The 25,396-nt window shown below is 64.4% G+C and carries 24 protein-coding genes; 6 read left to right on the top strand and 18 right to left on the bottom strand.

From position 1 onward, the window contains the following. Window positions 1–741: 741 nt before the first annotated feature. Window positions 742–1,638: a DMT family transporter gene (locus HYH07_RS16085; protein ID WP_220003386.1), complete on the top strand. Its 897-nt coding sequence runs from the start codon at window positions 742–744 to the stop codon at window positions 1,636–1,638. On the opposite strand, the gene HYH07_RS16080 is transcribed toward HYH07_RS16085, so the two are convergent. The 3 genes from HYH07_RS16080 to HYH07_RS16070 all read right to left on the bottom strand — a co-directional run bounded on the left by HYH07_RS16080 (window position 1,635) and on the right by HYH07_RS16070 (window position 5,153). Beyond that, the gene (locus HYH07_RS16080; RefSeq protein WP_220003385.1) at window positions 1,635–3,878 is read right to left on the bottom strand and encodes a CHASE3 domain-containing protein; all 2,244 of its coding nucleotides are present in this window, start codon (window positions 3,876–3,878) and stop codon (window positions 1,635–1,637) included. The genes HYH07_RS16085 and HYH07_RS16080 overlap by 4 nt on opposite strands. Then, on the bottom strand, window positions 3,875–4,288 hold the full coding sequence (locus HYH07_RS16075) for a response regulator (protein WP_220003384.1): 414 nt from the start codon (window positions 4,286–4,288) through the stop codon (window positions 3,875–3,877). The genes HYH07_RS16080 and HYH07_RS16075 overlap by 4 nt, the downstream gene beginning before the upstream one ends. A gap of 265 nt (window positions 4,289–4,553) precedes the next feature. Continuing rightward, window positions 4,554–5,153: a BA14K family protein gene (locus HYH07_RS16070; RefSeq protein WP_220003383.1), complete on the bottom strand. Its 600-nt coding sequence runs from the start codon at window positions 5,151–5,153 to the stop codon at window positions 4,554–4,556. 261 nt (window positions 5,154–5,414) lie between these two features. On the opposite strand from HYH07_RS16070, the gene HYH07_RS16065 reads away from it, so the two are divergent. Then, on the top strand, window positions 5,415–5,822 hold the full coding sequence (locus HYH07_RS16065; protein ID WP_220003382.1) for an NADH:ubiquinone oxidoreductase subunit NDUFA12: 408 nt from the start codon (window positions 5,415–5,417) through the stop codon (window positions 5,820–5,822). Window positions 5,823–6,327: 505 nt separating this feature from the next. On the opposite strand, the gene HYH07_RS16060 is transcribed toward HYH07_RS16065, so the two are convergent. Next, complete coding sequence (locus HYH07_RS16060; protein WP_220003381.1) at window positions 6,328–7,014, bottom strand: DJ-1/PfpI family protein; 687 nt, start codon at window positions 7,012–7,014, stop codon at window positions 6,328–6,330. Window positions 7,015–7,105: 91 nt separating this feature from the next. Here HYH07_RS16060 and HYH07_RS16055 point away from each other — a divergent pair, with 91 nt between their 5' ends. Further along, entirely contained in the window at window positions 7,106–8,044 is a 939-nt protein-coding gene (locus HYH07_RS16055) for a GlxA family transcriptional regulator (RefSeq protein ID WP_220003380.1), read from the top strand. Between the two features lie 25 nt (window positions 8,045–8,069). Here HYH07_RS16055 and HYH07_RS16050 read toward each other — a convergent pair whose 3' ends face one another. Next, window positions 8,070–8,324, bottom strand: coding sequence for a DUF1127 domain-containing protein (locus HYH07_RS16050; protein ID WP_220003379.1), 255 nt, complete (start codon window positions 8,322–8,324; stop codon window positions 8,070–8,072). Window positions 8,325–8,483: 159 nt separating this feature from the next. Between HYH07_RS16050 and HYH07_RS16045 the strand changes: the two genes are divergently transcribed. After that, on the top strand, window positions 8,484–10,043 hold the full coding sequence (locus HYH07_RS16045) for a winged helix-turn-helix domain-containing protein (RefSeq protein ID WP_220003378.1): 1,560 nt from the start codon (window positions 8,484–8,486) through the stop codon (window positions 10,041–10,043). Window positions 10,044–10,115: 72 nt separating this feature from the next. Here the strand turns inward: HYH07_RS16045 and bla are convergent, their stop codons facing one another. Continuing rightward, window positions 10,116–11,000: a class A beta-lactamase gene (gene bla / locus HYH07_RS16040; protein WP_220003377.1), complete on the bottom strand. Its 885-nt coding sequence runs from the start codon at window positions 10,998–11,000 to the stop codon at window positions 10,116–10,118. Between the two features lie 114 nt (window positions 11,001–11,114). On the opposite strand from bla, the gene HYH07_RS16035 reads away from it, so the two are divergent. Beyond that, on the top strand, window positions 11,115–12,017 hold the full coding sequence (locus HYH07_RS16035) for a LysR family transcriptional regulator (RefSeq protein ID WP_228749582.1): 903 nt from the start codon (window positions 11,115–11,117) through the stop codon (window positions 12,015–12,017). 28 nt (window positions 12,018–12,045) lie between these two features. Here HYH07_RS16035 and HYH07_RS16030 read toward each other — a convergent pair whose 3' ends face one another. Then, a complete protein-coding gene (locus tag HYH07_RS16030; protein WP_220003376.1) occupies window positions 12,046–13,053 on the bottom strand; it encodes a Na+-dependent transporter in 1,008 nt (335 codons plus the stop codon). A 16-nt stretch (window positions 13,054–13,069) separates the two neighbouring features. Next, window positions 13,070–14,017, bottom strand: coding sequence for an alpha/beta hydrolase (locus tag HYH07_RS16025; protein WP_220003375.1), 948 nt, complete (start codon window positions 14,015–14,017; stop codon window positions 13,070–13,072). 197 nt (window positions 14,018–14,214) lie between these two features. On the opposite strand from HYH07_RS16025, the gene HYH07_RS16020 reads away from it, so the two are divergent. Continuing rightward, a complete protein-coding gene (locus HYH07_RS16020; protein ID WP_220003374.1) occupies window positions 14,215–15,267 on the top strand; it encodes a DUF2155 domain-containing protein in 1,053 nt (350 codons plus the stop codon). A gap of 38 nt (window positions 15,268–15,305) precedes the next feature. Here the strand turns inward: HYH07_RS16020 and aat are convergent, their stop codons facing one another. From aat to HYH07_RS15970, 10 genes are all read right to left on the bottom strand, one after another. Next, window positions 15,306–15,986, bottom strand: a complete 681-nt coding sequence (aat, locus tag HYH07_RS16015) for a leucyl/phenylalanyl-tRNA--protein transferase (protein ID WP_220003373.1) — start codon at window positions 15,984–15,986, stop codon at window positions 15,306–15,308. A gap of 52 nt (window positions 15,987–16,038) precedes the next feature. Continuing rightward, window positions 16,039–17,145, bottom strand: a complete 1,107-nt coding sequence (locus tag HYH07_RS16010; protein ID WP_220003372.1) for a sensor histidine kinase — start codon at window positions 17,143–17,145, stop codon at window positions 16,039–16,041. Continuing rightward, window positions 17,142–17,582, bottom strand: a complete 441-nt coding sequence (locus HYH07_RS16005) for a response regulator (RefSeq protein ID WP_220003371.1) — start codon at window positions 17,580–17,582, stop codon at window positions 17,142–17,144. The genes HYH07_RS16010 and HYH07_RS16005 overlap by 4 nt, the downstream gene beginning before the upstream one ends. After that, the gene (locus HYH07_RS16000) at window positions 17,579–19,096 is read right to left on the bottom strand and encodes a CHASE3 domain-containing protein (RefSeq protein WP_220003370.1); all 1,518 of its coding nucleotides are present in this window, start codon (window positions 19,094–19,096) and stop codon (window positions 17,579–17,581) included. The genes HYH07_RS16005 and HYH07_RS16000 overlap by 4 nt, the downstream gene beginning before the upstream one ends. A gap of 102 nt (window positions 19,097–19,198) precedes the next feature. After that, complete coding sequence (gene accC / locus HYH07_RS15995; protein WP_220003369.1) at window positions 19,199–20,557, bottom strand: acetyl-CoA carboxylase biotin carboxylase subunit; 1,359 nt, start codon at window positions 20,555–20,557, stop codon at window positions 19,199–19,201. Between the two features lie 81 nt (window positions 20,558–20,638). Next, window positions 20,639–21,133 (bottom strand): acetyl-CoA carboxylase biotin carboxyl carrier protein, encoded by a 495-nt coding sequence (gene accB / locus HYH07_RS15990; RefSeq protein WP_220003368.1) that lies wholly within the window; start codon window positions 21,131–21,133, stop codon window positions 20,639–20,641. Window positions 21,134–21,170: 37 nt separating this feature from the next. Next, complete coding sequence (gene aroQ / locus HYH07_RS15985) at window positions 21,171–21,638, bottom strand: type II 3-dehydroquinate dehydratase (protein ID WP_220003367.1); 468 nt, start codon at window positions 21,636–21,638, stop codon at window positions 21,171–21,173. Between the two features lie 225 nt (window positions 21,639–21,863). Then, on the bottom strand, window positions 21,864–22,700 hold the full coding sequence (locus HYH07_RS15980; RefSeq protein WP_220003366.1) for a DUF1236 domain-containing protein: 837 nt from the start codon (window positions 22,698–22,700) through the stop codon (window positions 21,864–21,866). Window positions 22,701–22,908: 208 nt separating this feature from the next. Beyond that, complete coding sequence (locus HYH07_RS15975; RefSeq protein ID WP_220003365.1) at window positions 22,909–23,676, bottom strand: DsbA family protein; 768 nt, start codon at window positions 23,674–23,676, stop codon at window positions 22,909–22,911. 193 nt (window positions 23,677–23,869) lie between these two features. Continuing rightward, window positions 23,870–25,264, bottom strand: coding sequence for a M48 family metalloprotease (locus HYH07_RS15970; RefSeq protein ID WP_220003364.1), 1,395 nt, complete (start codon window positions 25,262–25,264; stop codon window positions 23,870–23,872). Window positions 25,265–25,396 lie beyond the last annotated feature (132 nt).

The raw sequence follows: 25,396 nt of genomic DNA, 5'->3' as shown, positions 1-25,396 counted from the left end.
ACATTTCATTTCGCGTTTCCTTCAGGGCCTCATCGGCCCTTGGGCACCGCAGTTCAGCCGGTGGATCCGGCCCAGTTTCTCCCGACGTGACTCCTCGATGCGCGCACCGATCATCCGCCGGCATGCCCAGGCCCATCCGCCCCAAAGGGATGAGCCCGACATGCGTTCAAACGCCCCACAACTTCACTTCGTCTCACTTCACACATGTGCCACCTGGCCCGAGCGTGAAATCTGCCATCCGAGCCTGTTGCCGGCCCGTTCTGGCGCCCGAAAAATCCGCCTTCCGAGGGCAGACAAGCCCTCATCCCGCTGCCTTCGTCTGGCTTGGCGGAGTGCAGTTGTGCGGACCCTTTGGGGGAGTGCCGGCGGGACGCAAACTCACTCGCGCCGAACGGTCCGAAAGCTAGGACTCTCCAAAGCGCCCGTCAAGAACTAGTGCGAGTTCCTGAATCAAATACTAAATATGGTGGATTGCGGGGGATAACAGGGGCAAGCCCGCGCCTGTTGTGGAGGCAAGTATCAGTGAGTCCTCAGGGATTCCCAACCGAAAAAATTTGCATCCCGCGATGATCCGGACCCTTCATCCCGCTGTTCACAGGGCAGGTATATTTTTCGGGACCGGGATTGCGTCAGCGGGACTCACGTAGTGGTACGGAAGCTGAGGGCAGGCATGCCCGCCGCGGTGGTGGTCGCGGCCGCGAATCCGCGCCAAGCTGAGCGCTGATTTGCCGGACTGCCCACATGCTTGATTCGACTCGCCGGGATGCGCGACCGCGCATCGCCCCGGCCGGCCTGATGTTCCTCGCCATCACCTCGATCGGCTGGGGATTCAATTGGCCTGTTACCAAATTCCTGATCGGCGAGCTGCCGCCGCTGACGTTACGCGGCGTCACCGGCGTGCTCGGCGCCGCGCTGCTGGCGCTGCTGGCGCTGGTGCGCGGCGACAGCCTGAAGGTTGCCCCCGCGATCTGGCCGCGGCTGCTGACGGCCGCGGTCCTCAACGTCACCGGCTGGATGGTGCTGATGGGGCTGGCGCTGCTCTGGCTGCCGGCCAGTGAGGCGGCGCTGATCGCCTACACCATGCCGGTCTGGGCCTCGCTGATCGCCTGGCCCGTGCTCGGCGAGCAGCCGACATTGCTGCGCACGCTGGGGCTGGTGATGGCCTTTGCCGGCCTTGCCTCGATCATGGGCGGCAACGGCATTGCCGCCAGCGCCGAGAAGCTGCCCGGCATCATCATGGCGCTGTCAGGCGCGCTCGGCTTTGCAATCGGCACGGTGTTCTCGAAGAAATACCCGATCCACCTGCCGCCGATCACGGCAGCGGCCTGGCAGATCGGCATCGGCTGCCTGCCGATCTCGATCATCGGCCTGCTCGTCGAGACCTCGCATCTGGACAGGGTGACGCCGGTTGGCTGGTGGCTGCTGGTCTATTCGACCGTGGTGCAGTTCTGCATCGCCTATGTCAGCTGGTTTGCAGCTCTGGCGCGCCTGCCGGCCTCGGTGGCGGCGATCGGGACGATGGCGGTGCCTGTGATCGGCGTCGTTGCCTCCGCGATCGCGCTGCACGAGCCGCTCGGGTCAGGGCAGATCGCCGGGCTGATCTTCACGCTCGCCGCGGTGCTGCTGGCGACGCGCTAGGCGCCACCCAGAGCCTTCCGGATCATCTCCGCGAGCTGGTTGCGCCGATAGGGCTTGGTCAGCAGCATCACGCCGTCATCCAACTTGCCGTGATGGACGATGGCGTTGTCGGTGTAGCCGGAGGTGTAGAGCACCTTCACACCAGGCCGACGTCTGGCCACTTCGTCGGCAAGTTCGCGGCCGCTCATGCCGCCGGGAATGACGACGTCGGTAAAGAGCAGGTCGAAGGCCTGGCCGGCGTCGATCAGCTCCAGCGCCGCCTTGCCGTCGGCGGCGGCGACGGTCTTGTAGCCGAGGCTCTGGAGCTGGGCGGTGACGAAGGTGCGCACCAGATTGTCGTCCTCGACGACAAAGATGGTCTCGGCGCCGCCTTCAGCCTGCGGCACGCTCGCGCCGGCCGCTTCTGCGATGCCCTGGCCAGGCGGCAGATAGAGCTTGATCGTGGTGCCGTGGCCTTCCTCGCTGTAGATCTTGATGTGGCCGCCGGACTGCTTGACGAAACCGTAGACCATGGAGAGGCCGAGGCCAGAGCCCTTGCCGACCTCCTTGGTGGTGAAGAATGGCTCGAACGCGTTGTCCTGCACGCTCTGCGGCATGCCGGTGCCGGTGTCGCTGACGGCGAGCATGACGTAGGGGCCGGGCGTGACGTCCGCATTGGCCTGCGCATAGGCCTCGTCCAGCACGACGTGATGGGTCTCGAGCAGCAGCTTGCCGCCGTTCGGCATGGCGTCACGGGCGTTGATCGCCATGTTGAGCACGGCATTGGTGAGGCGGGACGGATCGATGTGCGAGGTCATCGGTCCCTTTTCGAGCACGGTCTCGATCTGGATCTGCTCGCCGAGGGTCGGGCGCAGCAATTTTGCGATGTCGGTGATGGCGGCGTTGATCTCGACATCGCGCGGCTGCAGCGGCTGCTTGCGCGCGAAGGCCAGCAGATGCTGGATCAGGTCGGCGCAGCGCGCGGCGGCATCGTCGATCAGGCGCGCGGTGCGCTGCAGCTCGGGCTGATCCTTCAGCCCTGTCACCAGCGTCTCGGTATTGCCCGAGATCACGGTCAGCATGTTGTTGAAGTCGTGCGCGACGCCGCCGGTCAGCTTGCCGATCGAATCGAGCTTCTGCGACTGATACAGCTGCCGCTCGGTTTCACGCGAGGCGGTCGCATCGTGATAGACCAGCACCGCGCCGGAGATGTTGCCTTGGCCGTCGCGCATCGGCCGGCCGCTGATCATCAGGTGGCGCGTGCCGTTGCCGCTGTGCGGGCGGACGATCATCTCGAGATCTTCGAACTCGTCGCCACGCAGCACGCGCACCGAGGGCAGCTCGTCGGACTTGAGCGGCGTGACACCGTCGCCGTGGAACACGTCGGACAGCGCGCTCAGATTCCTGAGGTTCATGCCGGCCCGATGCAGCAGCATGCGCTCGGCCGCCGGATTGGACAGCAGCACGGTGCCTTCCGTGTCGATCACCAGCACCGCCTCCGCCATGCTGCGGAAGGTGCTCTGCAGCACGTTGACCGACAGACGCAATTCGTCGTGAGCGGTGACGAGGTGCTCGGTGCGTTCGGCAACGGCGACCTCGAGCGCCTCCTTGGCCGCTTGCGTCTGATCGAGCGAGCTTTGAAGTTGTACGGTGGCACGCCGGCTTTCGCGCATCACCATCACGACCAGCAACAGGATCACCAGGGCGCCGGCGACGTCGATGCCGAGCAGCACGATGCCGGTGCGGCGAGAATCCTGCGATCGCTCGTTGAGCGACCGTTCTTCCCCGGAACTCAGGCGGTCGAGATTGCCCATCACCGCGTCCATCAGGCTGCGGCCTTCGCCCTTGCTCTGGAGCGCGGCGATGCCGTCGCTGTCATTAGCGGTGCGCAGGCGCATGGCCTCCGCGGCGATGTCGAGTCGGCGCAGCGCTAGCGGCTCGGTGCTCTCGAGCAGCGCGAGCTGATCCGGATTGTCGCGCATGTTGCGCTTGAGGCCGGCAAGGGCGGGCGCGATCCGGGCACGCGCCGTCTGGAATTCGTCGTTGAAGCTTGAACTCCGGTAGATCTCGTAGCCGCGCGCGGCGCTTTCGGCACGGCGGAGCAGGATACGCAGATCCGAGACCTTCTTCAGCACCTCGACGGTGCGGTTGACCTGGGCGGCGTCCGACCGCGACTTGACATCGAGACCGATCGAGGCGGCGGTGATGAGCAGGAGAACGGCAAGTCCAGCACCGAGAATGACGCGCTGCGAGGGGATCAAGGGACCTCTTTCTGGTCCTTTGGCGGCGCGCTCTCGCCGAGGCATTCCCGGATCGTGGCCAGCAGCGCTTCGGGCGTGAAGGGCTTGCGCAGGCAGCGCGTCGCCCCGAGCTCCAGCGCCATACGCAGGAAGTCCGGGGAGGGCGAGGCGGATGAGGCGAAGGCGTAGCCCGACATGGCGATCAACGGAATCGCCGGCGCGCGTTCGTGGAAGATGCGGATCGATTCAAATCCGCGCATATGCGGCATGAAGATATCAACCAGCATCACGTCAAACGTCTGCGCTTCCAGCGCAGCAAGGCCCGTTTCGCCGCCGTCGGTCAACGTGACGTCGAAGCCCTGGCGCAGGAGGAGGACCTCGATGGTCGCGCCGACCATCGGATCGTCATCGACCACGAGAATACGCGGCATGACCTTTTCCAGTAGATCGAAGTCCCCACAGCGACTGGTGATATAGGCGAATCGTACGCCGGGTCAATTTTGGATTGGACCGAAAGATATGCACGGAGCAATGCATAGGCCCCTGCGAGTTCCCGATGCCGGACGGTGCCGCAGGTGAATTTCATCTGATTACAACGACAGGTCGAGGCAAATGGGCCGATTGGCGAAGGCTCGGTCAGGCAAAGAGCGGCGCCTGTCATCGGCGCCGCCCTCGAATGATGATCGTCAGGCCGTCCTACGGACAGGGATGACGCAAGCCGTCATAGCCGAGATAGGTGCCCGAGGCCGGGTCGTAGGACCGGTAGCGCTGGGCGCAATAGGCCGACGAATCGCCACCTGTGTCGGGCACCACGGCGACGGTCGCGCTGTCGTCATAATAGCCGTCGTCGTAGTAGCCATCGCCGTAATACGGGCCGCCATAATAGGCGTATGAGCCGAGTCCGCCGATCGCTGCGCCCGCCGCGAAACCAGGCCAGAAGCCGCCACCATGATGGTGATGCCAGCCGCCGTGCCAATTACCGCCGTTCCAGTGGCCGCCGCCGCCATTCCATTGGCCCCCGGTTGCTGCGAAGTTGCGGCCCGCAAAGCCGGTCGCTCCTCCGGACGGACGTACGGCTGCGCTGGCAGCGAAATTGCCACCGGCGGGGCGGGCGGCGCCAAAGCTGCCGCCGCCGAAGTGAGCACCGCCACCACTGAAGTGAGCACCACCTCCGCTGAAGTGAGCACCGCCACCGCCGCCGAAATGGCCGCCGTGGCCCTGGGCGAAGCTCGGCGTCGCCATCGGCAGTACGAGTGCCAGCGTTGCGGCCGCACCCAAAACTCTCAGACTGTTCATGTTCAAACTCCTTTTCCCGAAAAGCAAATCCCTTGAGAGGGCACCAGTTCCTGGGATCACGCCGGTTTGCGCATGGACCGCAGATTCCCACCGGGCTGCTGTACCCAGCGTGAACGGATGGCGTCCGAGGCGCGGCGTTCTCTTTGTGGTCGTTCTGGCGGCCCCGTCACTGCATTTGGGCAGGGCATGGCCACAGCCGCCGAACTGGACATTTGGCCGTCCGGATGGCATCAGGACCCCACGAAGCAGGGCCCTTGCCGCATGAAACAATTCTTCCTGAAGCTCTTCACCTGGTGGAACGGCCAGACCTTTGGCACCCAACTCTGGACCTCCAGGTTCGGGGAGCTGGTTGGCCAGGACGAGCAGGGCAACCGTTACTACCGCACCGCCGGCGGCAAGATCGATCCAACGCTCGGCTTCGAGCGGCGCTGGGTGATCTATAACGGCTATGCAGAGGCCAGCCGCATTCCGCCGGAATGGCACGGCTGGATTCATCACGTCGTCGACACCCCGCCGACGGAGATCAATTACCAGCCGCGCGAGTGGGAAAAGCCGCACCAGCCGAACCTGACGGGCACACCTAACGCGTACCGGCCCGCGGGCTCGACGCTGGCCAGCGGCAGGCGGCCGAAGGCGACCGGCGACTACCAGCCCTGGACGCCTGGTTAGCTCCAGCCTTCTTCATCTTCCGGATTGGATGCATACGCATCCTGGCGACGTCGCTGTGGACAATGGGATCAGCGGGGATGCCGGCTGCCGGGCCGTTGCGCCCGCACGAGCAATGCGGCTCAATGAGCCCATCTTACGGAGATGGGAGACCATCGCGTTCGGTGCGGGCAACAGTTCGCGACTGTCCCGAAATGCAGCGGCTGCCGAGGAAGGACTCGATCGGGAGATAGGCCCCCGGTCTGGAAGCTCCGACATCGCCCGATGAGAATGTGCGCCGCCGTGAGACAGGAAAGGCCGCTTGGGAAACCGAGCGGCCTTTTTCTGTTGGGTTGGGGGGAGAAGAGCGGGGCCGCGGGCTCTGTCATTGCGAGCGCAGCGAAGCAATCCAGCCTCTTTCCGCAGAGGCAGTCTGGATTGCTTCGCTGCGCTCGCAATGACGACATTGATGCAGCTGTGCGTCAAAACTCCGGTCTCATGCCCCGGCGCAGCGCAGCGTTGGGACACACTACATCAGCCGCTCAGCCGCCCGCTTGGCCGCATCCAAGCGCCGCGCCTGGAATGGCGCGATCCGCTCCTTCATGAGCGCGAGCACCTCGGCCGGAGCCGTATCGGGCGAGCCGGAATTGAAGGGCGGCGCGGGATTGTATTCGAGGCGGAGCTGGATGGCCTCGGCAGTGGTGCGGTCGACCAGCAGCGAGACCAGCGTCAAAGCGAAATCGATCCCCGCGGTCACGCCGCCGCCGGTGACGCGGTTGCGATCGACGCAGACGCGTGTCTTCGTCGGTGTCGCACCGAACAAATTCAGCATCTCCATTGCGCTCCAATGGGTCGCGGCATTGTAGCCCTTCAGAAGCCCGGCCGCGCCCAGCACCAGCGATCCCGTGCAGACCGAGGTGACGAATTTGGCGTTCGCAGCCTGCTTGCGCACGAAGTCGAGCGTCTCCTCATCATTCAGGAGCGCATCGGTGCCGAACCCGCCCGGAATGCAGATCACGTCCAGTTGCGGGCAGTCGGCGAATGTCACTGATGGCGTCAGCATCAGCACGGAATCGCTCGGCACCGGATCAAGCGTCTTCCAGATCAGGTGCACGGTCGCGCCGGGGAGGGATGAGAACACCTGCAGCGGGCCGGTGAAGTCGAGCTGGGTGACGCGCGGGAACACCAGAAGTCCGATCTGGAGCGGTGCCGACATGAGAGCCTCCGAAAAAGAACTTGACGGGCGCAAAATGGCATGATGCCATCCTGTCCAAAATGGCGTATTTCCCTCACTTTCGGACAAAACCATGATCGGCATCCTGATCTTCCGGGACTTCCAGTTGCTCGATGCGGCCGGTCCCATCTCGGTGTTCGAGATCGCGGCACGCGCCAGCGGCAAGCCTCTGGCGCTGCGGGTGCTGGCGCTGAATGCGGGCGCCGTGCGCTCGTCCTCCGGCGTCGAGATGATGGCGCGCGATTTCAAAGCGGCGAACGCGATCACGACGCTGGTCGTGGCCGGCGGCGCGGGCGTGTCGGCTCCGGCGGGCTGTCCTGCGACGCTCGCCTTCGTGCAGCGGCTGGCCAGGCGCGGCGTGCGCATCGCCAGTGTCTGCTCCGGCGCCTATGTGCTTGCGGAGGCCGGCCTGCTCGACGGCCGCCGCGCCACCACGCATTGGGGCCGCACGCGCGAATTCGTCGCGCGCTATCCCAAGGTGAAGTTCGAGCCGGACCAGATTTTCACCCGCGACGGCAACGTCTGGACGTCGGCGGGCATCAGCGCCGGCATCGATCTTGCGCTGGCGATGGTCACCGAGGACCACGGGGAGGAGATCGCGCAAGCGACCGCACGCCAGCTCGTGCTCTACCATCGCCGCAGCGGCGGCCAGTCGCAGTTCTCGTCGCTGCTCGAGTTGAAGACGCCGAACGGCCGCTTCGGTGGGCTGTTGTCGTGGGCGCGGGAAAATCTCGACGCGAGGTTGACCGTGGAAGACCTCGCCGATCGCGCCGGCATGAGCGCGCGACATTTCGCCCGCGCCTTTGCCGCCGAGACCGGCACGACACCATCGAAAGCGATCGAGCGCTTAAGGATAGAGGTCGCCCGCGAGCGCGTGCAGTCCTCGCGCGAGGCGATCGAGCGCGTCGCCGAAACAACCGGCTTCGGCGACCCCGAGCGCATGCGCCGCGCCTTCATCCGCGCCTTCGGCCAGCCGCCGCAGGCGTTGCGGCGCGCGGCACGGGCGGGGTAGGCGGTCCAATGGAGGCCGGTGGGCCTCAGGCGAGAGGGTGGACGCGGCTCCGGATGCCTCGCGGGCCGATGTCGCTGTTTGAGACGACGTAGTCGATCTCGCCGCGCGAAGCGCCGATGTCCATCAACTCCCTATCACTCAAGTTAGACAACATAGCGTGTAATTTCTGCCTATCACTCCATTCTTGGAAGGCATCCCAGCACCCCCAGAAAAGGCTGCAGACAGACCGCGTTGATGCGGAGGTTCTTTCGAGCCAGCTGGTGCTGTAGATCGTGCTCATTGCCCTGTCTCCTCTGGAAGATCTGCACCCGCACGAGATTGCCAGGGGAGATCCAGCCACGCTTGACCGGCAGCTTACATTTTCCTTTTCAGCAGCTTATTCTTGCGGTTTTCGCCAGGACCAACCTCCGGTCGGCCGGCTCACTCAACGGATCAGAATTTGCGCTATCTGTTCGAAGAGTACGCATTCGACACCGACCGGCGCGAGCTGCATCGCGGGGATAGCCTCATCGCGATCGCACCCCAGGTATTTGACCTGCTCGACTACCTGATCAGAAACAGGGATCGGGTCGTCAGCAAGGATGACCTGGTGAACGCCGTTTGGAAGGGCCGCATCGTGTCCGACGCTGCGCTGACGACCCGCCTGAATGCCGCCCGAATTGCGATCGGCGATTCCGGTGAAGAGCAACGCCTCATCAAGACCCTGCCGCGCAAGGGCGTCCGGTTCATCGGAACCGTGGCGGAGAGTGAGACCAGAGAGCCGATGGGCCCTGGGGGCAGGCCAGGACCGGAAGCACCCACTCTCGCGCTTCCCGATAGACCGTCCATCGCGGTGCTGCCGTTCGAGAATATGAGCGGTGATCCCGAGCAGCAATATTTTGCCGATGGCATGACTGAAGAGATCACGACTGCACTGTCCCGGTTCAAATCGCTGTTCGTCATTGGTCGCAACACGAGCTTCACCTACAAGGGGCGCGTTGTCAGCGTAAAGCAGGTCGGTAGAGAACTCGGCGTCCGCTACGTATTAGAGGGAAGCGTTAGAAAAGCCGGAAGCAGGGTTCGCATTACCGGGCAGCTTCTAGAGGCTGTGACGGATCGACATTTGTGGGCTGACCATTTTGATGGTGCGCTCGAGGACGTTTTTGGTCTGCAAGACCAAATCACAGCAAAGGTCGTTGGGCTGATTGCTCCGAAACTCGAGCAGGCGGAAATCGAACGATCGAGACGGAAACCTACCGAAAAGCTGGACAGCTACGATTTCTTCTTGCGGGGTATGGCGCTGGGGACAAGTCGGAGGGCGCAACCTCTTGCGCGGGCCTTCTTTAAGGAAGCGTTTGAACGAGACGAAGAATACGCCGCAGCATTTGCCATGGCTGCGTGGACATTTCTCGTGCAGCAAGTGACCAGCGGCTTGCCTCTGACAGAGGAAATGCGAGCGGATGCGGTTCAGTTTGCTCGCTTGGGTGCAAGAGCGGCAAATTTCGACGCTTTCACATTGGCCAGGTGCGGCCATGTGCTGACGTACTTTGGGCAGGAATATGATCGTGGATTGTTGATGGTCGAGCAGGCGGTCGCTCTCAACCCAAATCTCGCCATCGCTTGGTACTCCCGGGGATGGGTGGCGCTGATGTGTGGTGAACCAGAACTCGCCATTGAGAGTTTCGACCGAATGATCAGGTTAAGTCCTTTTGATCCATTACGAGCAACTGCTTGGTTGGGAATCTCGTTTGCACACTTTTGTCAGGGACGATTCGAGGAAGGATGCGCCTTGGCGGTGAAGGCATTCCAGTTCACCGCCGACACAAATATGCTCGAAGCCTATATTGCGAACTCGGTCCGAGCTGGACATGCTGTCGAAGCCCGCGAAGCGGCGGCGCAATTGTTGAAGCTTCAGCCGGACTACCACGCTTCGCGTGGCCGACAGGCTGTTCCTTTCCGTTCAAACGACGTGCGCAAGCAGATCGCATCGGCCTTGCGAGCCGCTGGCTTGCCGGAGTAGCCCCGCACATCTCCGCGCCGTAGGGGCCGGGATCGACAGCGGCACGGGCGGGGTAGGGCGGGCACACGATCGTCACCCAAAGGCCTTGCCGACCTCCCGACCAACGGATGCGATCACATCGTTTCGTCCGTTGGGATCGAGCGATGCGCCGGTGAGATAGACCGCGATGATGATCGGCGAACGCTCGGGTGGCCATACAATCGCGACGTCGTTGGCCGTTTCGCGTTGACCCGAACCGGTCTTGTCGCCCACACGCCAGCCTTGCGGCAGGCCCGCGCGTAAACGGCTGTCGCCGGTCTTGTTGGCCACAAGCCATTTGATCAGTTGATCGCGCCCTTCAGGAACGAGGGCATCACCGAGCAGCAGGCGTCGGAAATTTGCCGCCATCGCATTCGGCGTGGTGGTGTCGCGGGGATCGCCCGGCGCGGCTTCGTTCAGTTCGGTTTCAATCCGGTCCAGCCTGGTCGTCTCGTCGCCGAGGCTGCGCGCAAAACTGGTCAAGCCGGCGGGACCGCCAATGTTTTTCAGAAGTGCGTTGCCGGCCGTGTTGTCGCTGAGGGTGATGGCAGCCTCGCAAAGTTCGCGAAGCGACATTCCTTCTCCGCCGACATGCTTGCTCGTGGCGGGCGAGTACTCGACGAGGTCGGCCTGCTCGATACGAACGCGCCGTTCAAGGCCTTCCAGCTTGCTGCCCACGCCTTTCAATATTGCTGCCGCCGCCAGGACCTTGAATGTGCTGCACATGGGGAAGCGTTCGTCTCCCCTGTGATGGATGGGAACGCCCGTATTCGTGTCGAGCACGGAGACGCCGAGTCGACCTCCGCTCTTCAGTTCCAGCTGCCTGATGGCCTCGATGAGCGGTGCAGTTCCATCTGACGCGGCAACCGAAACATCAGGCAGGAACAGACTTCCGGCGATCGCACATGCGGATGAGCTGAATTGACGTCGTGTAAGCATCGAGAACTCCCATGAATGCGGGAAGGTTTTGCGTCGCGCTCGGGCGATTGACAAACGATGGTTCGTAAGGCCATCCATAAGTAAAACTTGGATCGGAAAAAAGCTGGATCGGACTTGGCCCGTCGCCCTGCCAATATTTCCAATCTGCCCCTGAATGCGCTCCGCTCGTTCGAAGCGGCCGCGCGCCATCTCAGCTTCACCAAGGCCGGTCTCGAACTGCGGGTGTCGCAGGCGGCCGTGAGCCAGCAGGTGCGGGTTCTGGAAGAGAGCCTGCGCGTCAAGCTTTTCCGGCGATTGACCCGCGGGCTCGCTCTTACGGAAGAAGGCGAGGCGCTGCAGCCTGCAATCTCGGATGCGTTCGGCCGAATCAATCAGGTGCTGGACCGGTTCGAGAACGGTCGAATGCGCGAAATGCTGACAGTTGGCGTTGTCGGAACGTTCGCATCCGGCTGGCTCCTTCCGCGTCTCAGGAGCTTCACCTCTGATCATCCGAATGTCGATGTCAGAATCTTTGCGAACAACAACCGTGTGGACCTCGGCGGCGAAGGGTTGGACTACGCCATTCGATTTGGCGACGGCGCGTGGCATGGAACGAACGCCGAGCGGCTGGTCGAGGCCCATTTCACACCGATGTGCGCGCCTGATGTGGCCAAGCGCCTGAGAGATCCAGTCGACCTCCATAAGGAGGTGTTGTTGCGGTCGTACCGGCCGGGCGAGTGGGCGCAATGGTTCGAGGCGGTCAAATGCAGGCAACCGCGGATGACCGGACCGACCTTCGACTCGTCGGTCTCCCTGGCGCATGCCGCGGCGCAAGGCGCCGGGGTCGCGCTCCTGCCGGTCGCGTTGTTTTCGGACGATCTGTCACGCAAGCGGCTGGTTTGCCCCTATGACGACCAAGTCTTTCTGGGATCCTATTGGCTCACGTCGCTCAAATCCAAGCGGCTCTCGCATGCGATGAAGGCGTTCCACGACTGGATCTTGGCGGAGTGCAAGAAAAAGAAGTCGCGCAATCCATAATGCTTCCGCGCCCTCCAGACGGCAGCTTTCAAGTTGCGCTGCTTGGAGCCACCGGGCTGGACGTTTCCGCCCGCGCCGTCAGCCGCCGCGCGATCGGTGTCAGCAAGTACGGCGCCAGATGGATCGGAAACTGCGTCATCGCGAAATAGAGCCAGGTCGTCGGCGGCAGCGCGCCTGATGTCGCGGCCAGCATCAGGCCGAGATTGCGCTGTGACACCATCAGCCCGAGCGCCAGCGCGCGCTCGGTGCCGATGCGGCGGAACAGCAAGGTCGTGATGGCAAGCAGCGCAAAATAGATCGTGAAGGACAGGGCTGCGAGGCCGATGGTGAAGACCGGCCGCGCGATCAGGTCGCTGATCACGTCGCCCATCACGGCGGCCGCGAAGATGAAGAGGATGATGATGTTGAAGCCGTCGATCGGCAGCTTGTGGCGCTGGATCGTCTCGGTGCCGAACAGCCAGCGAATGACGGTCGCCGCCAGCAGCGATGCCGCGAGGATGCCGAGCAGTTTCAGGCCGAGCGTGAGCGGGGAAATGCTGAGCATGCCGCCGAGAAACAGGCTTGCGAACAGCGAGGCGGTGAACGGCACGATCGCGGTTGCGGTCACCAGCGTGACCAACACCAGCGTCGCATCGAGGCCCATCAGGGCGGCGAGCGCCGGAGAGGCCATCATCGGCGAGGCCATGCTCTGCAGCATCAGAGCCAGCGACAGGCCGGACGCGTGCTCGGTGAGCCCGGTCGCATGAGCGATCAAACCAACGATGACCGGCACGCCGATCGTGGTCCAGGCGGTGGCGGCCGCCACCAGCGCGGGCCGGCGCAGATGGCCTGATAGCGCCACGAGATCGACCCGCATGAAAGAGATGCAGAGCAGGACGAGGATCGCCTCGGTGACGTAGGGACGCAACAACGCGCCGAGCGGCGGCACGGCTGCGGCGATGAACACGATTGCGGCGACCGCGCGCGTGCCCTGGCTGCCGAGCCAGGTCAGGCCACGCAGCGGAAGGGCGAAGAGGGATTGAAGCGCTGATGACATCAGGATGGTGGCGTTGTCAGCCCAACGCCTTCAGCCAGGCGCCGATCTCGCTCACGGCGACATTGGCCTGTTGCAGCAGTCTGCCCATGGTGAAGAAGCCGTGGAATTGGCCCGGGAAATGTTTGGTGGTGACGGATACGCCAGCCTGTTTCAGACCCGCGGCGTATTCGTTGCCCTCGTCGCGCAGGGGATCGGCTCCGGCTGTCAGCACATAGGCCGGCGGCAGGCCTGCAAGGTTTTCGGCGCGTGCGGGCGAGGCGCGCCAGTCATGGATGTCGGCGGCACCATTGAGATAATGGTCGCGGAACCAGCGGACCACCGCATGCGTCAGCAGCACGCTGGTCTCTGGCTCGCTGTGCGAGCCGTGCGTCATGGCGAAGTCGACGGCGGGATAGATCAGCACCTGGCCCGCGGGCTTGGGGCCGTCGCCATCGCGCGCGGCCAGCGCAACGACGGCCGCGAGATTGCCGCCGGCGCTGTCGCCGCCGATCGAAAGGCGTGCAGGGTCGATGCCGAGTTCGCGCGCATTCGCAGCCACCCATTTGGTCGCGGCAATCGCATCATCGGTTGCGGCGGGAAACTTATGCTCCGGCGCGCGGCGGTAGTCGATCGCGATCACGATCAGCGCGCCTGCGTCGGCGAGTTGTCGGCAGACGACGTCGTGGCTATCGAGATCACCGATCACCCAGCCGCCGCCGTGGAAGAACACCAGCGCGGGCGCCAGCCCATCCCTGAGGCGCGGCTGTTTCGGCACATAGATCCGTGCCGGGATTGCGCCGTGGGGTGCCGGGATCGACGTCGGCGCGACGCGGGCCAGCTCGGGCGGCTCGGGGTTGGTGGCAAACCGGGCCCGGAGGTAATCGTCGCGCGCTTCCGCAGGGGTCAGCGTCTCATAGGGAGGGCGGCCAGCCTCCTGGAAGGCGCGGTAGACGGCGGCGGCGTCGGGATCGAGCACGATGGGCATGGGGGCGACTTCGGTGGTTTCTGGTTATCGTTGGACGGGTGGCAATGCCCGCTTCGGCCCCCGGGGAGAGGCCTCCAACTATCCCATCCAGGAGCCGGGATGGCCAGCGGGTGGCCGGCAGGGCAGGAATGCGCCCTTTCCCCGCCGTATTCGCCGTGTTAACCGGTTGGCCTGCGAGCGGCGGTATCCCCTGTAGAATGTCCAACAAGCCCGATTCGCTGTTGAAGCCGCGCGAGATGTTCAAAACCTTTACCCTGACAGGCCTTGCGGCGCTGCTGGCTGCCAGCGCGCTGACAGTCGCAACGCCGGTGCAGGCGCAGATCGGCACGATCTTCTCCGATCCGCCGCCGCTGCGCCCGCCGGGGACCATTCCCCGTGGCGGACAGCCGCAGCCGGCCCCGACCCCGGACGACGACGAAGAGGTGCCTGAGCTGCCGCCGCAGGGCCGTGTGCTGCCGTCGCGCCCGATGCCGCGCCAGGGCAATGCCATGCCCGGACCGGTCGAGACCCAGCCGCTGGCGCCGCCGCCGGGCAGCACCATTGCTCCCCAGAACCAGCCGCCGGCCGTGGCGATTGCGCCGCCGGGCGGGCCGGGCCAGCCGGGCGCAGCTCCCGGTGCCGTTCCTGGCCAGCGCCAGCCGCAGCAGAAGGGCGGGCCCCAGCAGGGCGCCGTGCCGCAGGCCCCCGCAAGCCTGCAGCCGGGCGACGAGGTCGTCACCGAGCCGCCGGCCCAGAAGATCGTGAACAAGAAGGCGACCTTCTCCGGCCTCGACAAGATCACCGGCCGCATCATCAATTTCGACGAGGATATCGGCGAGACCGTGCAATTCGGCGCGCTGCGGGTGAAGACCGATGCCTGCTACACGCGCCCCGCCACCGAGGCCGCCAACACCGACGCGTTCGTCGAGGTCGACGAGATCACCTTGCAGGGCGAGGTGAAGCGGATCTTCTCCGGCTGGATGTATGCCGCGAGCCCCGGCCTGCACGGCGTCGAGCACCCGATCTACGATATCTGGCTGACCGACTGCAAAGAGCCGCAGCAGACCATTGCGACCGCAGCGCCGGATCCCGCAACCAAGCCGGCCGCGCCCCCACCACCGCCTCCGGCGCAGAAGAAGGCCGCGCCCAAGCAGGCCGTGCAGCAGCGCCCGCCGCAGCCTCTGCCGCCACCGCCGCAGGCGGCCCCGCCGCCACCTCCGCCGCCGGAGCAGCGACCTGGCCTGTTCGGTATTCCCGGGTTTGGCCGCTAGGCCAAATCCCCCGGGGTTTGGCAGCCGGTAAGGCTGATTTACTGCCGCGAGGCGATGATCTCGAGCGCGCGTGCGCCGGGGATCGCATCGCCTGACGAGAGTCGCAGGAAATCGCCGGGCTCGCCGGCGAGCGCCTTGTCGAGCAGCGCGGTGTAGCGCCGCCGCGAGATTTCGGTCGCACCAAAACTCTTCAGATGCTCGGTGACATATTGGGTGTCGAGCAGCTCGAAGCCGCCATGGATCAGTCGCGCGACCAGATGCACCAGCGCGACCTTGGAGGCATCGCGCGCGGTGTGGAACATGCTCTCGCCGAAGAAGGCACGCCCCAGGCTCACCCCGTAGAGGCCGCCGACGAGGTCGTCGCCCTGCCAGGCCTCGACGCTGTGGCAATGGCCGAGCTCGTAGAGGCCGCCATAGAGGTCGCGGATGCGCTTGTTGATCCAGGTGTCCTCGCGCCCGGCCTGCGGCGCCGCGCAGCCGGCGATGGTTGCCTTGAACGCGGTGTTGACGGTGACGCGGAACGCGTCCGAGCGCACGGTGCGCGCCAGGCGCGAGGCGACGCGAAAGCCATCGAGCGGGATCACGCCGCGCATTTCCGGCTCGACCCAGAACAGGGTCGGGTCGTCCGCGCTCTCGGCCATCGGAAAGATGCCGCAGGCATAGGCGCGCAGCAGCACGGCGGGTGTGATTTCGGATGAGGCGGAGTCGCGCGAAGTCATGATCGCTACAATAGCAGGATCGCGATGCCGGTGCGATGGGGCGGAGCCGGGCTCAGCTTGCCGCCGCGGCGCTGTTCGCCTGGGCTGATATGGCGGGGGTGCGGAACCGCAGCAGGATGCGGGTCCCGGAATGGTTCGGATCGCGCTCGACGGTGGCATCGAGCTTGGAAGCCATGGCGGCGACGATGCGCTGGCCCATGCCGGTGGAGCGCGGATCGGCCTTGACGTTGTCGCCGACGCCGTCGTCGCTGATGGACAGCAGCAGATCCTCGCCTTGCGAGGTCAGCTCGACGTGAATGGGCCCGGCGCCATCGGGATAGGCATATTTCACCGCGTTCATCACCAGCTCGTTGACGATGATGCCGACGGCGACGGCGCGGTCGGGGTCGATCTCGATCGGCTCGGCCTGCACCGTCAGGCGCGACATCCGGTTGCCTTCGGCGGAGCGGCGGAGGTCCTCGAGCAGGGAATCGAGATACTGGTTGAGCATCACGCTCTTCAGATCCTGCGAGGTGTAGAGGCGGCGGTGCACCTGGGCGACGGCCGCAACGCGGCCCATCGCGTTGGTGAGGGCGGCCTTGACCTCGTCCTGTGCGGCGGAGCTCGCCTGCAGGTGCAGCAGCGAAGCGATGATCTGCAGCGAATTGCCGACGCGGTGATTGACCTCGCGCAAGAGCAGCTCGCGTTCGGCGGCCAGCGCGGCGTAGCGGTCGCGCGAGGCGTGGATCTCGGCCTCGGCTTGCTCGCGCGCGCGCTGCAGCTCGGCCTGGCGCAGCGCGCCTTCGGCCGCGACATGCAGCAGCGGGATGAAGTCGCCCTTGACGTCCTTGACCAGATAGTCGGCCGCGCCTGCTTTCAGCGCGGTGACGGCGATGCTGGAATCCTGCGAGGCGGTGACGAAGACCACGGGCGGGGCGTCCGGGATAGCCATGATCTGCTCGAGCGTCTCGAGCCCGTCGAGACCCGGCATGTACTGGTCGAGCGCCACGACATCGATGCAGCCCTGAGTGCTGGCGTTGCGGATGCGCTCGAGGCCTTCCTCGCCGCTGGCGGCATGGACGACCTTGTAGCCGCGCCGAGTGAGGCCGCGATCGACCAGGCGCGCCAGTGCGTCGTCGTCATCGATATAGAGCAGTGTCGGGGTGCGCTGTTGGGTCATGAAGCGGCGGGCGGGACCTGGATGACCGAGAAGAACAGGCCGAGCTGCCGGATGGCATTGGCGAAATTCTCGTAATTGACGGGCTTGGTGATGTAGACGTTGCAGCCGAGCTCGTAGCAGCGCTTGATCTCCTGGCTGTCGTCGGTGGTGGTGAGCACCACCACGGGTGAGGCCTTGAGATATTTGTTTTCCTTGATCTGCTTCAGGATGTCGATGCCGCTCATGTCGGGCAGGTTGAGGTCGAGCAGAATCAGCAGCGCATTTCCCTTCTGAGCGAGCCCGGTCCCATCAGGGCCGAACAGATGCTTCATCGCCGAGTTGCCGTTGGTGAAGGAGAGGATCTCGTTGTTGACGCCGGAGCGGCGGATATTGCGCTCGATCAGTCTGGCGTGGCCCTCGTCGTCCTCGATCATGATGATGGTGACGGGCAATGTCATCGGTCCGCGTTCCGGTTGCTGGCGTTCCAATTGATGGGCAGCGTGATCGTGAACGTGCTGCCCGCATTCAGTTCCGACGATACCGACATGGTGCCGCCGAGGCGGCGCACAAGTGCACGGACATGGGCAAGACCGATGCCCTGACCGGGCTTGTCCTGGGTTCCAGCACGCCGGAACAGGTCGAAAATCCGCTGATGATCCCTGGGATCGATGCCACGGCCATTATCGCTGATCTCGAAGATAGCGTAGCCAAGCTTGGTGCGCCCGCGAATTCTTATCTCGCCGGGAACCCCGGTCTTGAGGTACTTGATCGCGTTATCGATCAGATTGGAGAAAATCTGCTCCAGTGCAAGGCGGTCGCTGACGATATTCGGCAACGGCTCGATGTGGATCTCGGCCTGCGCTTCGGCCGCCTGGTGCGCCAGCGAGGAGACGATGGCCTCGATGAAGTCGCGGGTGTCGATCCGCTCCGGCTGAAACTCGCGCCGGCCCTCGCGGGTGAGGTTGAGGATCGCCGAGATCAGCCGGTCCATCCGGGCAATCGAAGATTTAATGAAGCCGAGCGCTTCGGAAAAATCCGCCGACAGCTGCTTGTCGGCGTCCTCGAGCGGAATCTCTGCGGCATCGACCGGTGGACCGCCGGCCGGCACACGCGTAAGCCCTGCGATTCGTCGGAAGATGTCCTTGCCCAATTCTTCGAGCTCGCTGGTGAAGCCCATGATGTTGACCAGCGGCGAGCGCAGGTCATGACTGACGATATAGGCAAAGCGCTGGATCTCGTCGTTGGCTTCACGCAGGTCTGCCGTGCGTTCGTCGATGGTGGCCTCCAGGTTGACGTTGGCATCGCGCAGCTGTGCCTCGGCCTCGTCGCGGATGCGCGCCGAACGCCGCACCAGCCAGATCGAGATCAGGGCCAGGACCACCACGAGGCCGGAACCGATGCCGGTGAGGGAGGCAGCCAGCGTCTGGCTGCGGTCGGCGTTGGCCGTGCGGAGCTGGAATAGGCGCTCCTCCTCGCGGATCATGGCGCTCGCGGCGCTGCCGATGGCGATCGTGGTGCCGGCGCTGGCGGCTTCGCTGACGAGCGCCGTGGCCTTCTCCGGCTGACCCTGGCCCACGAAATCGATCTCGCGCGCGAACTGGCCGAGGCGGGTTTCGATCGCGGCACTAAGCTGCTCGATATTCTTGCGTTGTGCCGGATTGTCGCCGATCAGGCGCGTCAGCCTGTCGAGCGCAGGGATGATCGCGGCGACGGCCTTTTCGTGATCGGTCCGGAAACCCGCCTCCCGGGTCAGCAGGTAGCCACGCGCGCCGCTCTCGGCACGACGGACCTCGAGCAGCAATGCATTGACCTGGTTCTCCACCTCGATGGTGTGAACCACCCATTTGTTGTCGTTGCGCGCCTCGTTGACCAGATAGACGGAGCCTGCGCTGATCGCGGTCAGCACGACGAGGCCGGCCGCGAACAGCAGGATCTGCCAAAATGCGCGACGTCGCTGCCCCTCCGCGGTCACGACGATCTCGCTGGATCATATCTGGAAGTCAAAACGCCCCCTTGGAACTGCCCACCGTCCAAAACGCGATGGGGCCCAACGGGTTCCCGGCCAGGGTAACGATTATTTCGCGGACGGTTCCGTCTTGCCGGCGAGGTACTGTTCCAGCCAGTGGATGTGGTAGTCGCCGTTGATGATGTCGTCCTGGCGGACCAGATCGCGGAACAGCGGCAGGGTGGTCTCGATGCCCTCGACCACCATCTCGTCCAGCGCACGGCGCAGGCGCATCAGGCATTCGGCGCGGGTCTTGCCGTGGACGATCAGCTTGCCGACGAGAGAATCGTAATAAGGCGGGATCTGGTAGCCCTGATAGACCGCGGAATCGATGCGCACGCCGAGGCCGCCGGGCGGGTGATACTGCAGAATCCGGCCGGGCGAAGGGCGGAAGGTCTGCGGGTTCTCCGCATTGATGCGGCATTCGATGGCGTGGCCGATGATCTGGATCTCGTCCTGCCGGGCTGGCAGCTCGCCGCCGGCGGCGATCCGGATTTGCTCCAGCACGAGGTCGATGTCGGTGATGCTCTCGGTGACGGGATGCTCGACCTGGATGCGCGTGTTCATCTCGATGAAATAGAACTCGCCGTCCTCGTAGAGGAATTCGATGGTGCCGACGCCGAGATATTTCATCTCGCGCATCGCCTTGGCGCAGGTCTCACCGATCTTGGCGCGCGCCGCAGCAGCCAGCACGGGCGAGGGGCCTTCCTCCCAGACCTTCTGGTGACGGCGCTGCAACGAGCAGTCGCGCTCGCCGAGATGGATCGCGCCGCCGCGGCCGTCGCCGAGAATCTGGATCTCGATGTGGCGCGGCTTCTGCAGGTATTTTTCCAGGTAGACCGAGGCGTCGCCGAACGCGGATTTCGCTTCGTTGGCCGCCGTCGACAGCGCAATCTGCAGATCCGCTTCGCTCTGTGCGACCTTCATGCCGCGGCCACCGCCGCCGGCGGCCGCCTTCACCAGCACGGGGAAGCCGATCCTCCTGGCGATCGCCATTGCGTCATCGTTGGGACCGACCGCGCCGTCGGAGCCGGGCACCACGGGAATGCCGAGCCGCTTGGCGGTCTTCTTGGCCTCGATCTTGTCGCCCATCAGGCGGATATGCTCGGCCTTGGGACCGATGAATTGCAGATTGTGCTCGGTAAGGATCTCGGCGAAGCGCGCGTTCTCCGACAGGAAGCCGTAGCCGGGATGCACGGCGTCGGCGCCTGTGATCTCGCAGGCCGCGAGCAGCGCGGGAATGTTGAGATAGCTGTCCTTCGACGGCGGCGGCCCGATGCAGACGCTCTCGTCCGACAGGCGCACATGCATGGCGTCGGCGTCGGCGGTGGAGTGCACGGCGACGGTCGCAATCCCGAGCTCCTTGCAGGCCCGCAGGATGCGAAGAGCGATCTCGCCGCGATTGGCTATGAGGATCTTGTCGAACATGTTGTCCTGCAGCGAATGGCGAGTGGCGAAGGCGAGTAGGGAGGGCTGACGCCATTCGCTATTCGCAATTCGCCATTCGCGTTATTCTATGATGACGAGCGGCTCGCCGAACTCAACCGGCTGGCCGTCTTCGACCAGAATCTGCGTCACGGTGCCTGATCGGGTCGAGGGGATCTGGTTCATGGTCTTCATCGCCTCGATGATCAGCAGGGTCTGGCCGACCGAGACCTTGGAGCCGACCTCGACGAACGGCTTGGCGCCGGGCTCCGGCGCCCAATAGGCGGTACCCACCATCGGCGAGGTCACCGCGCCTGGATGCTTGGAGACGTCTGCGACGCCTGCGGCCGCAGGCGCGGCGGCGGGAGCTGCGACGGCCCCGGGGGCTGCGGCCGCAACCGGCATCGGCATGGTCGCGGCAACGCTGATGTTGCGGGCGACGCGCAGGCGCAGGCCGGCGCGCTCGATCTCGATCTCGGTGAGGCTGGTCTCATCGAGCAGCAGAGCGAGCTCGCGGACGAGCGCGGAATCGTCGCTGGAAAACTTTGCGGCTGCTTTGTCGTCTGGCTGGCGCGCCATGTTCTTTGATCCGAATGTTCTGGGTGAAGAGAGAGCGTCAGGCTTTGGGCCTGGTGCCGAGCTTGGCGGCAAGCCCCTGGATAGCGAGGCGGTAGCCCTCGATGCCGAAGCCGCAGAGCGAGGCCAAGGCCGGGCGCGCGGTGTAGGAGTGGTGACGGAAGCTCTCGCGGGCGTGGATGTTGGTCACGCGCACTTCGACCGTCGGGATCTGCACGGCGAGCAGCGCGTCGTGCAGTGCGATCGAGCCGTGCGAATAGCCGCCGGCGTTGATGATGATGCCCTTCGTCTTGCGCCCATGTGCCTCGTGGATGAAGTCGATCAGTTCGCCTTCGCGGTTGGACTGCCGGCAGTCGGCCTTGATGCCAAAGCTCGCCGCGGTCTCCCGGCACAGTTTCTCGACGTCGGCCAGCGTGGCATGGCCATACTTCTCCGGCTCCCGCGTCCCCAACACATTGAGGTTCGGCCCGTTGAGAACGAGGATCGTGTCGGTCGCTGGTTCGGCCATTCTGTCCCGGAAAGGTGTTTCGGCGTGGCGGGGTTATAGGTAACAAAGTGCGTGAGGGGAAGCCTTCAAGGGCTTCCCGGGCCGGTTCAGGCGCCTCATCCAGCGTGCAAAAACCTGTGCGGAAACTACGGAAATTGCTTGCTAACCAGCTCCAAGCATGGCTGCCGGCCCAATGCAAAAGGGGCGGGCATCGCTGCCCGCCCCTGAGGTTGCCGTCTTCCGGCCTTAGACGTTCAGGACAGCCACGATCTCGTAGGTGTCCGGATTGATGATCACGATCTCATCCTTCACCAGGACGTACTTGTAGGTCCGCCACTCCGGATAGATCGTCACGACCCGCGACGGCAGGGCGTGCAGCTCGATGCCCTCGCGCGGAATGCGGGTACCGACCGAGATCGAGAAGTTCACGTTGCTCACGGGAGCGATGTGCTCCTCGCGGATCGCCGAGGTGATCTGGGTGCGCTGCTCGGTCGAGAGCTTGGCGCCGGCGCCGGCCTGACCGACCGTCGTGTTGGTGTTGCCCTGGCCCTGCGCGTTCTGGTTAGCGCCGGGGCTGGTCTGACCCTGGGCCTTCTGGTTGGTGCTCGTGGTGCCCTTCTGGTTCTCGGCATTGTTGGTCGAGGTGCCGCTCTTGGTGCCCTCAGCCTTCATGTCCTTCTGGGCGCCGGACTTGCTGGTGTCCTGGCTCATGCTCTTGGACTTGTCCTGCGTGGACTTGTCCTGCGCGCTCTGGGCGTGTTCACCCTTCGCCGCGCCGGCCTTCTCCTCGGCCGCGTTCTTGTTCATCGCGCCGCCGGATTTCTCCGCGGTCCCGGACTTCTCCATCGCGCCAGACGACTTCTCTTCGCCTTGCTTCATGGAGCCACCGGCCTGACCCACCGTGCCCTTCTGCGGACTTGCGGAGTCCTTGCCGCGCTCGCTGGCGCCGCCCGAAGACTGCGAGTGCTCCATCGGCTGCGCACCGGCGCCGCTGTCATTCTTCATCGTGCCTTGTGCGTTCGCCAGACCGGCGCCTGCGATCAGCGCGAGTGCGGCAACCGAGATCATAAAGCGGTTCAACATCGTATTCTCCTCACGTGTTTCTTTGCGTCATTGCCCGCGCCGACAACGAGAGGAGGTGTCACTTGTTCCGGAACATCTGCTGTTCCCCGGCATTTGTTTCTTGAACGCGAGATGAACATCCGTGCCGGATTCGCGCCGGTTTTCGGCATACGAAAAAGGCCGGCTTTTCAGCCGGCCTCGTTCCGTCCGCAAGTGGTGAATCGTCTCGCTAGCAAGTCGCCTTGCCGCAGCGCGCCACGCCGATCTTTTCCTTGAGGCCCTCAAGGCCGATGGCGCCGACCACGATCTGCTTGCCGATCACGTAGCTCGGCGTGCCGTTCATGCCCATCGCCTCGGCGAGCTTGAAATTCTCCTCGATGGTGGAGCGCACCTCGGGGCTGGCGATGTCCTTCTCGATCCTCGCGGTGTCGAGGCCGGCTTCCTTGGCCGCCTGCATGGCGCGCGCCTTGTCGGCCGCGCCGCGACCGCCGAGCAGCTTCTGGTGGAAGTCGAGATATTTCTTGCCGGAGGGATCCTGCATGCGCACTGCGACCGCGACCTGAGCGGCCTCGACCGAGCCCTGGCTCAGCACCGGAAACTCCTTCAGCACCACCTTCAGCTTGGAATCGGACTTCATCAGGTCGAGCATGTCGCTCATTGCGCGTTTGCAATAGCCACAATTGTAATCGAAGAACTCGACGAAGGTGACGTCGCCGTCCTTGTTGCCGAGCACGACCTGACGCGGCGAGTTGAAGATCGCATCCGAGTTCTGCGCGATGCTGGCTTCGTGCTTCTCGGTCTCTGCCGCGGCCTGCCGCTTGCTGAGCTCCGTCATGGCCTCCTCGAGCACCTCAGGATGGCTCACGAGGTAGTTCTTGATAATCGCCTCGATGTCGGTGCGCTGGGCATCCGAGAAGCTCTCGGCCGAAGCCGGTCCCGTTGCGCCGACGAAGGCGAGCGCAATGAGCGCGGAAGCAAGCAGGCGCAGCGATGGCATTGGCAAATCCTCTTATCCAGAGCAGGTTTTGAAACAACGTCCCGGCGGACTTAGTCGTGGTGTCGTGACGTCAAATGAGCAGTTCAGGCTTCGGTCTGGAGCCCCGATCCGACGAGGTGGGAACGGGCCTCCAGCTCTTTGTTTTGACGCGTTTTCCTGGCGCGAACCGGTATCCCCTTCGCTTGAAAACGCTTTAGTTGCGCGGCGGTTTCGACGCCACGATGTCGTCGGCCTTGACCCATCCGGGCGTGCCGACGGCGAAACGGGTTTTCGCGCGCGTGGCAAGCTCGCGAGCGGTCTTGTTGTCGCCGCGCAAATAAGCGGCCTGGGCAGAGGCGAGATCCGCCTCGGCATAGTCTGCCTTCCGGCCATAGGCCATCGCAAGCTGGGTGTAGCCGATCGGCGCCTCGGGCTCGCGCGCCACCGCTTCACGGAGAATCTTGATGGCGTCGTCCGTGTAGGCCTTATTATCGGTTCCAACCAGAGCCTGCCCAAGTAACATCTCGATGAGGGCCGAATTGTTCGAGAGTGCGACGGCCTTGCGCAGGGGGGCAATCGCATCGGCGGGCTTGCCGCTCTCCAGAAGGGCCTGGCCGCGCACCTCGTAGAAGTACGGGTTGTTGGGCTGCACCGCAATCAGGGCATCGATCTGGGCGAGGGCACTGCGCAAGTCACCATGCAGATAGGTGCTGATGGCGCGGGCATAGCGCGCCGGCAGGCTGTCATTGGTCAGGGGGTAGCGGCGATAGACCACCTCCTGCCGCTCCATGAAGGCGGAGATCTTGGCGCGCACCATGTCGTGGCGCAGCTGGAGAGCAGGATCGTCCTTCTTGTCCCAATAGGGACTGCTGCTGGCAAATTCCTGGAGCGCTGCGACGCGGTCGGCGGGCATCGGGTGCGACTGCAGATAGGGATCTGCGCCGCGCGCCGCGAACAGGCTTTCGCTGGTGAAGCGCTTGAAGGTCTCGTACATGCCCTTCGGCGACTGCTGTGTCGCGGTCAGGAACTTCACGCCGGCGCGGTCGGCGTTCTCCTCCTGCTGGCGCTGATAGGACAGCAGCGAGCGGCGGATCATCTCCTGCGGACCGGCAACCGCGGCCGCGCCGGCGTTGGCGAGCCCATTATTGCCACCGCCGCGGGCACCGGCCGCGATGGCGCCGGCGCCGAGCAGCATGGCGATGATCATCTGCGTCTGGGCGCTGGCGAGCTGCTCGCGCATCTTGGCCAGGTGGCCGCCGGCCAGATGCCCGGTCTCATGCGCAAGCACGCCGATCAGCTGGTTCGGCGTCTCCGACTGCAGGATTGCGCCGTAATTGACGAAGATACGACGGCCATCGGCGACGAACGCGTTGAACGAGTTGTCGTTGATGATCACCATCTGGATGTTCTGCTTCTCCAGACCGGCGGCGCGCAGAATCGGGCGCGTATATTCGCGGAGCAGCTGCTCGGTTTCCGAGTCGCGCAAGGTCGGCGGCCCGCGGCCTTCCTGCGCCTGCGCTGCCGGGACCGGCAGCAGCGCGATTGCAGTCGCGGTAACGAGGGCGGTGAGGGCGGTGGCCTTCTTGCGCAATACGATCTGGAGCGACATCAAACGGGCTTGCAAACGGATTTGGATGCAGTTTTGTGATTGGTTTTGGCGATTGGCGGCGGACCGGATACGCGATATGCCCTTATGAGCCGTATAATGCGGCTAGTCTGGGGCGCAAGCGCCCTGTTTTGC

This window comes from Bradyrhizobium sp. BR 10261, assembly GCF_019455395.1.
GTDB classification, from domain to species: domain Bacteria; phylum Pseudomonadota; class Alphaproteobacteria; order Rhizobiales; family Xanthobacteraceae; genus Bradyrhizobium; species Bradyrhizobium manausense.
Note: the sequence above shows the minus strand (reverse complement) of the source record. Positions and strands in the feature narration are given on the sequence as shown.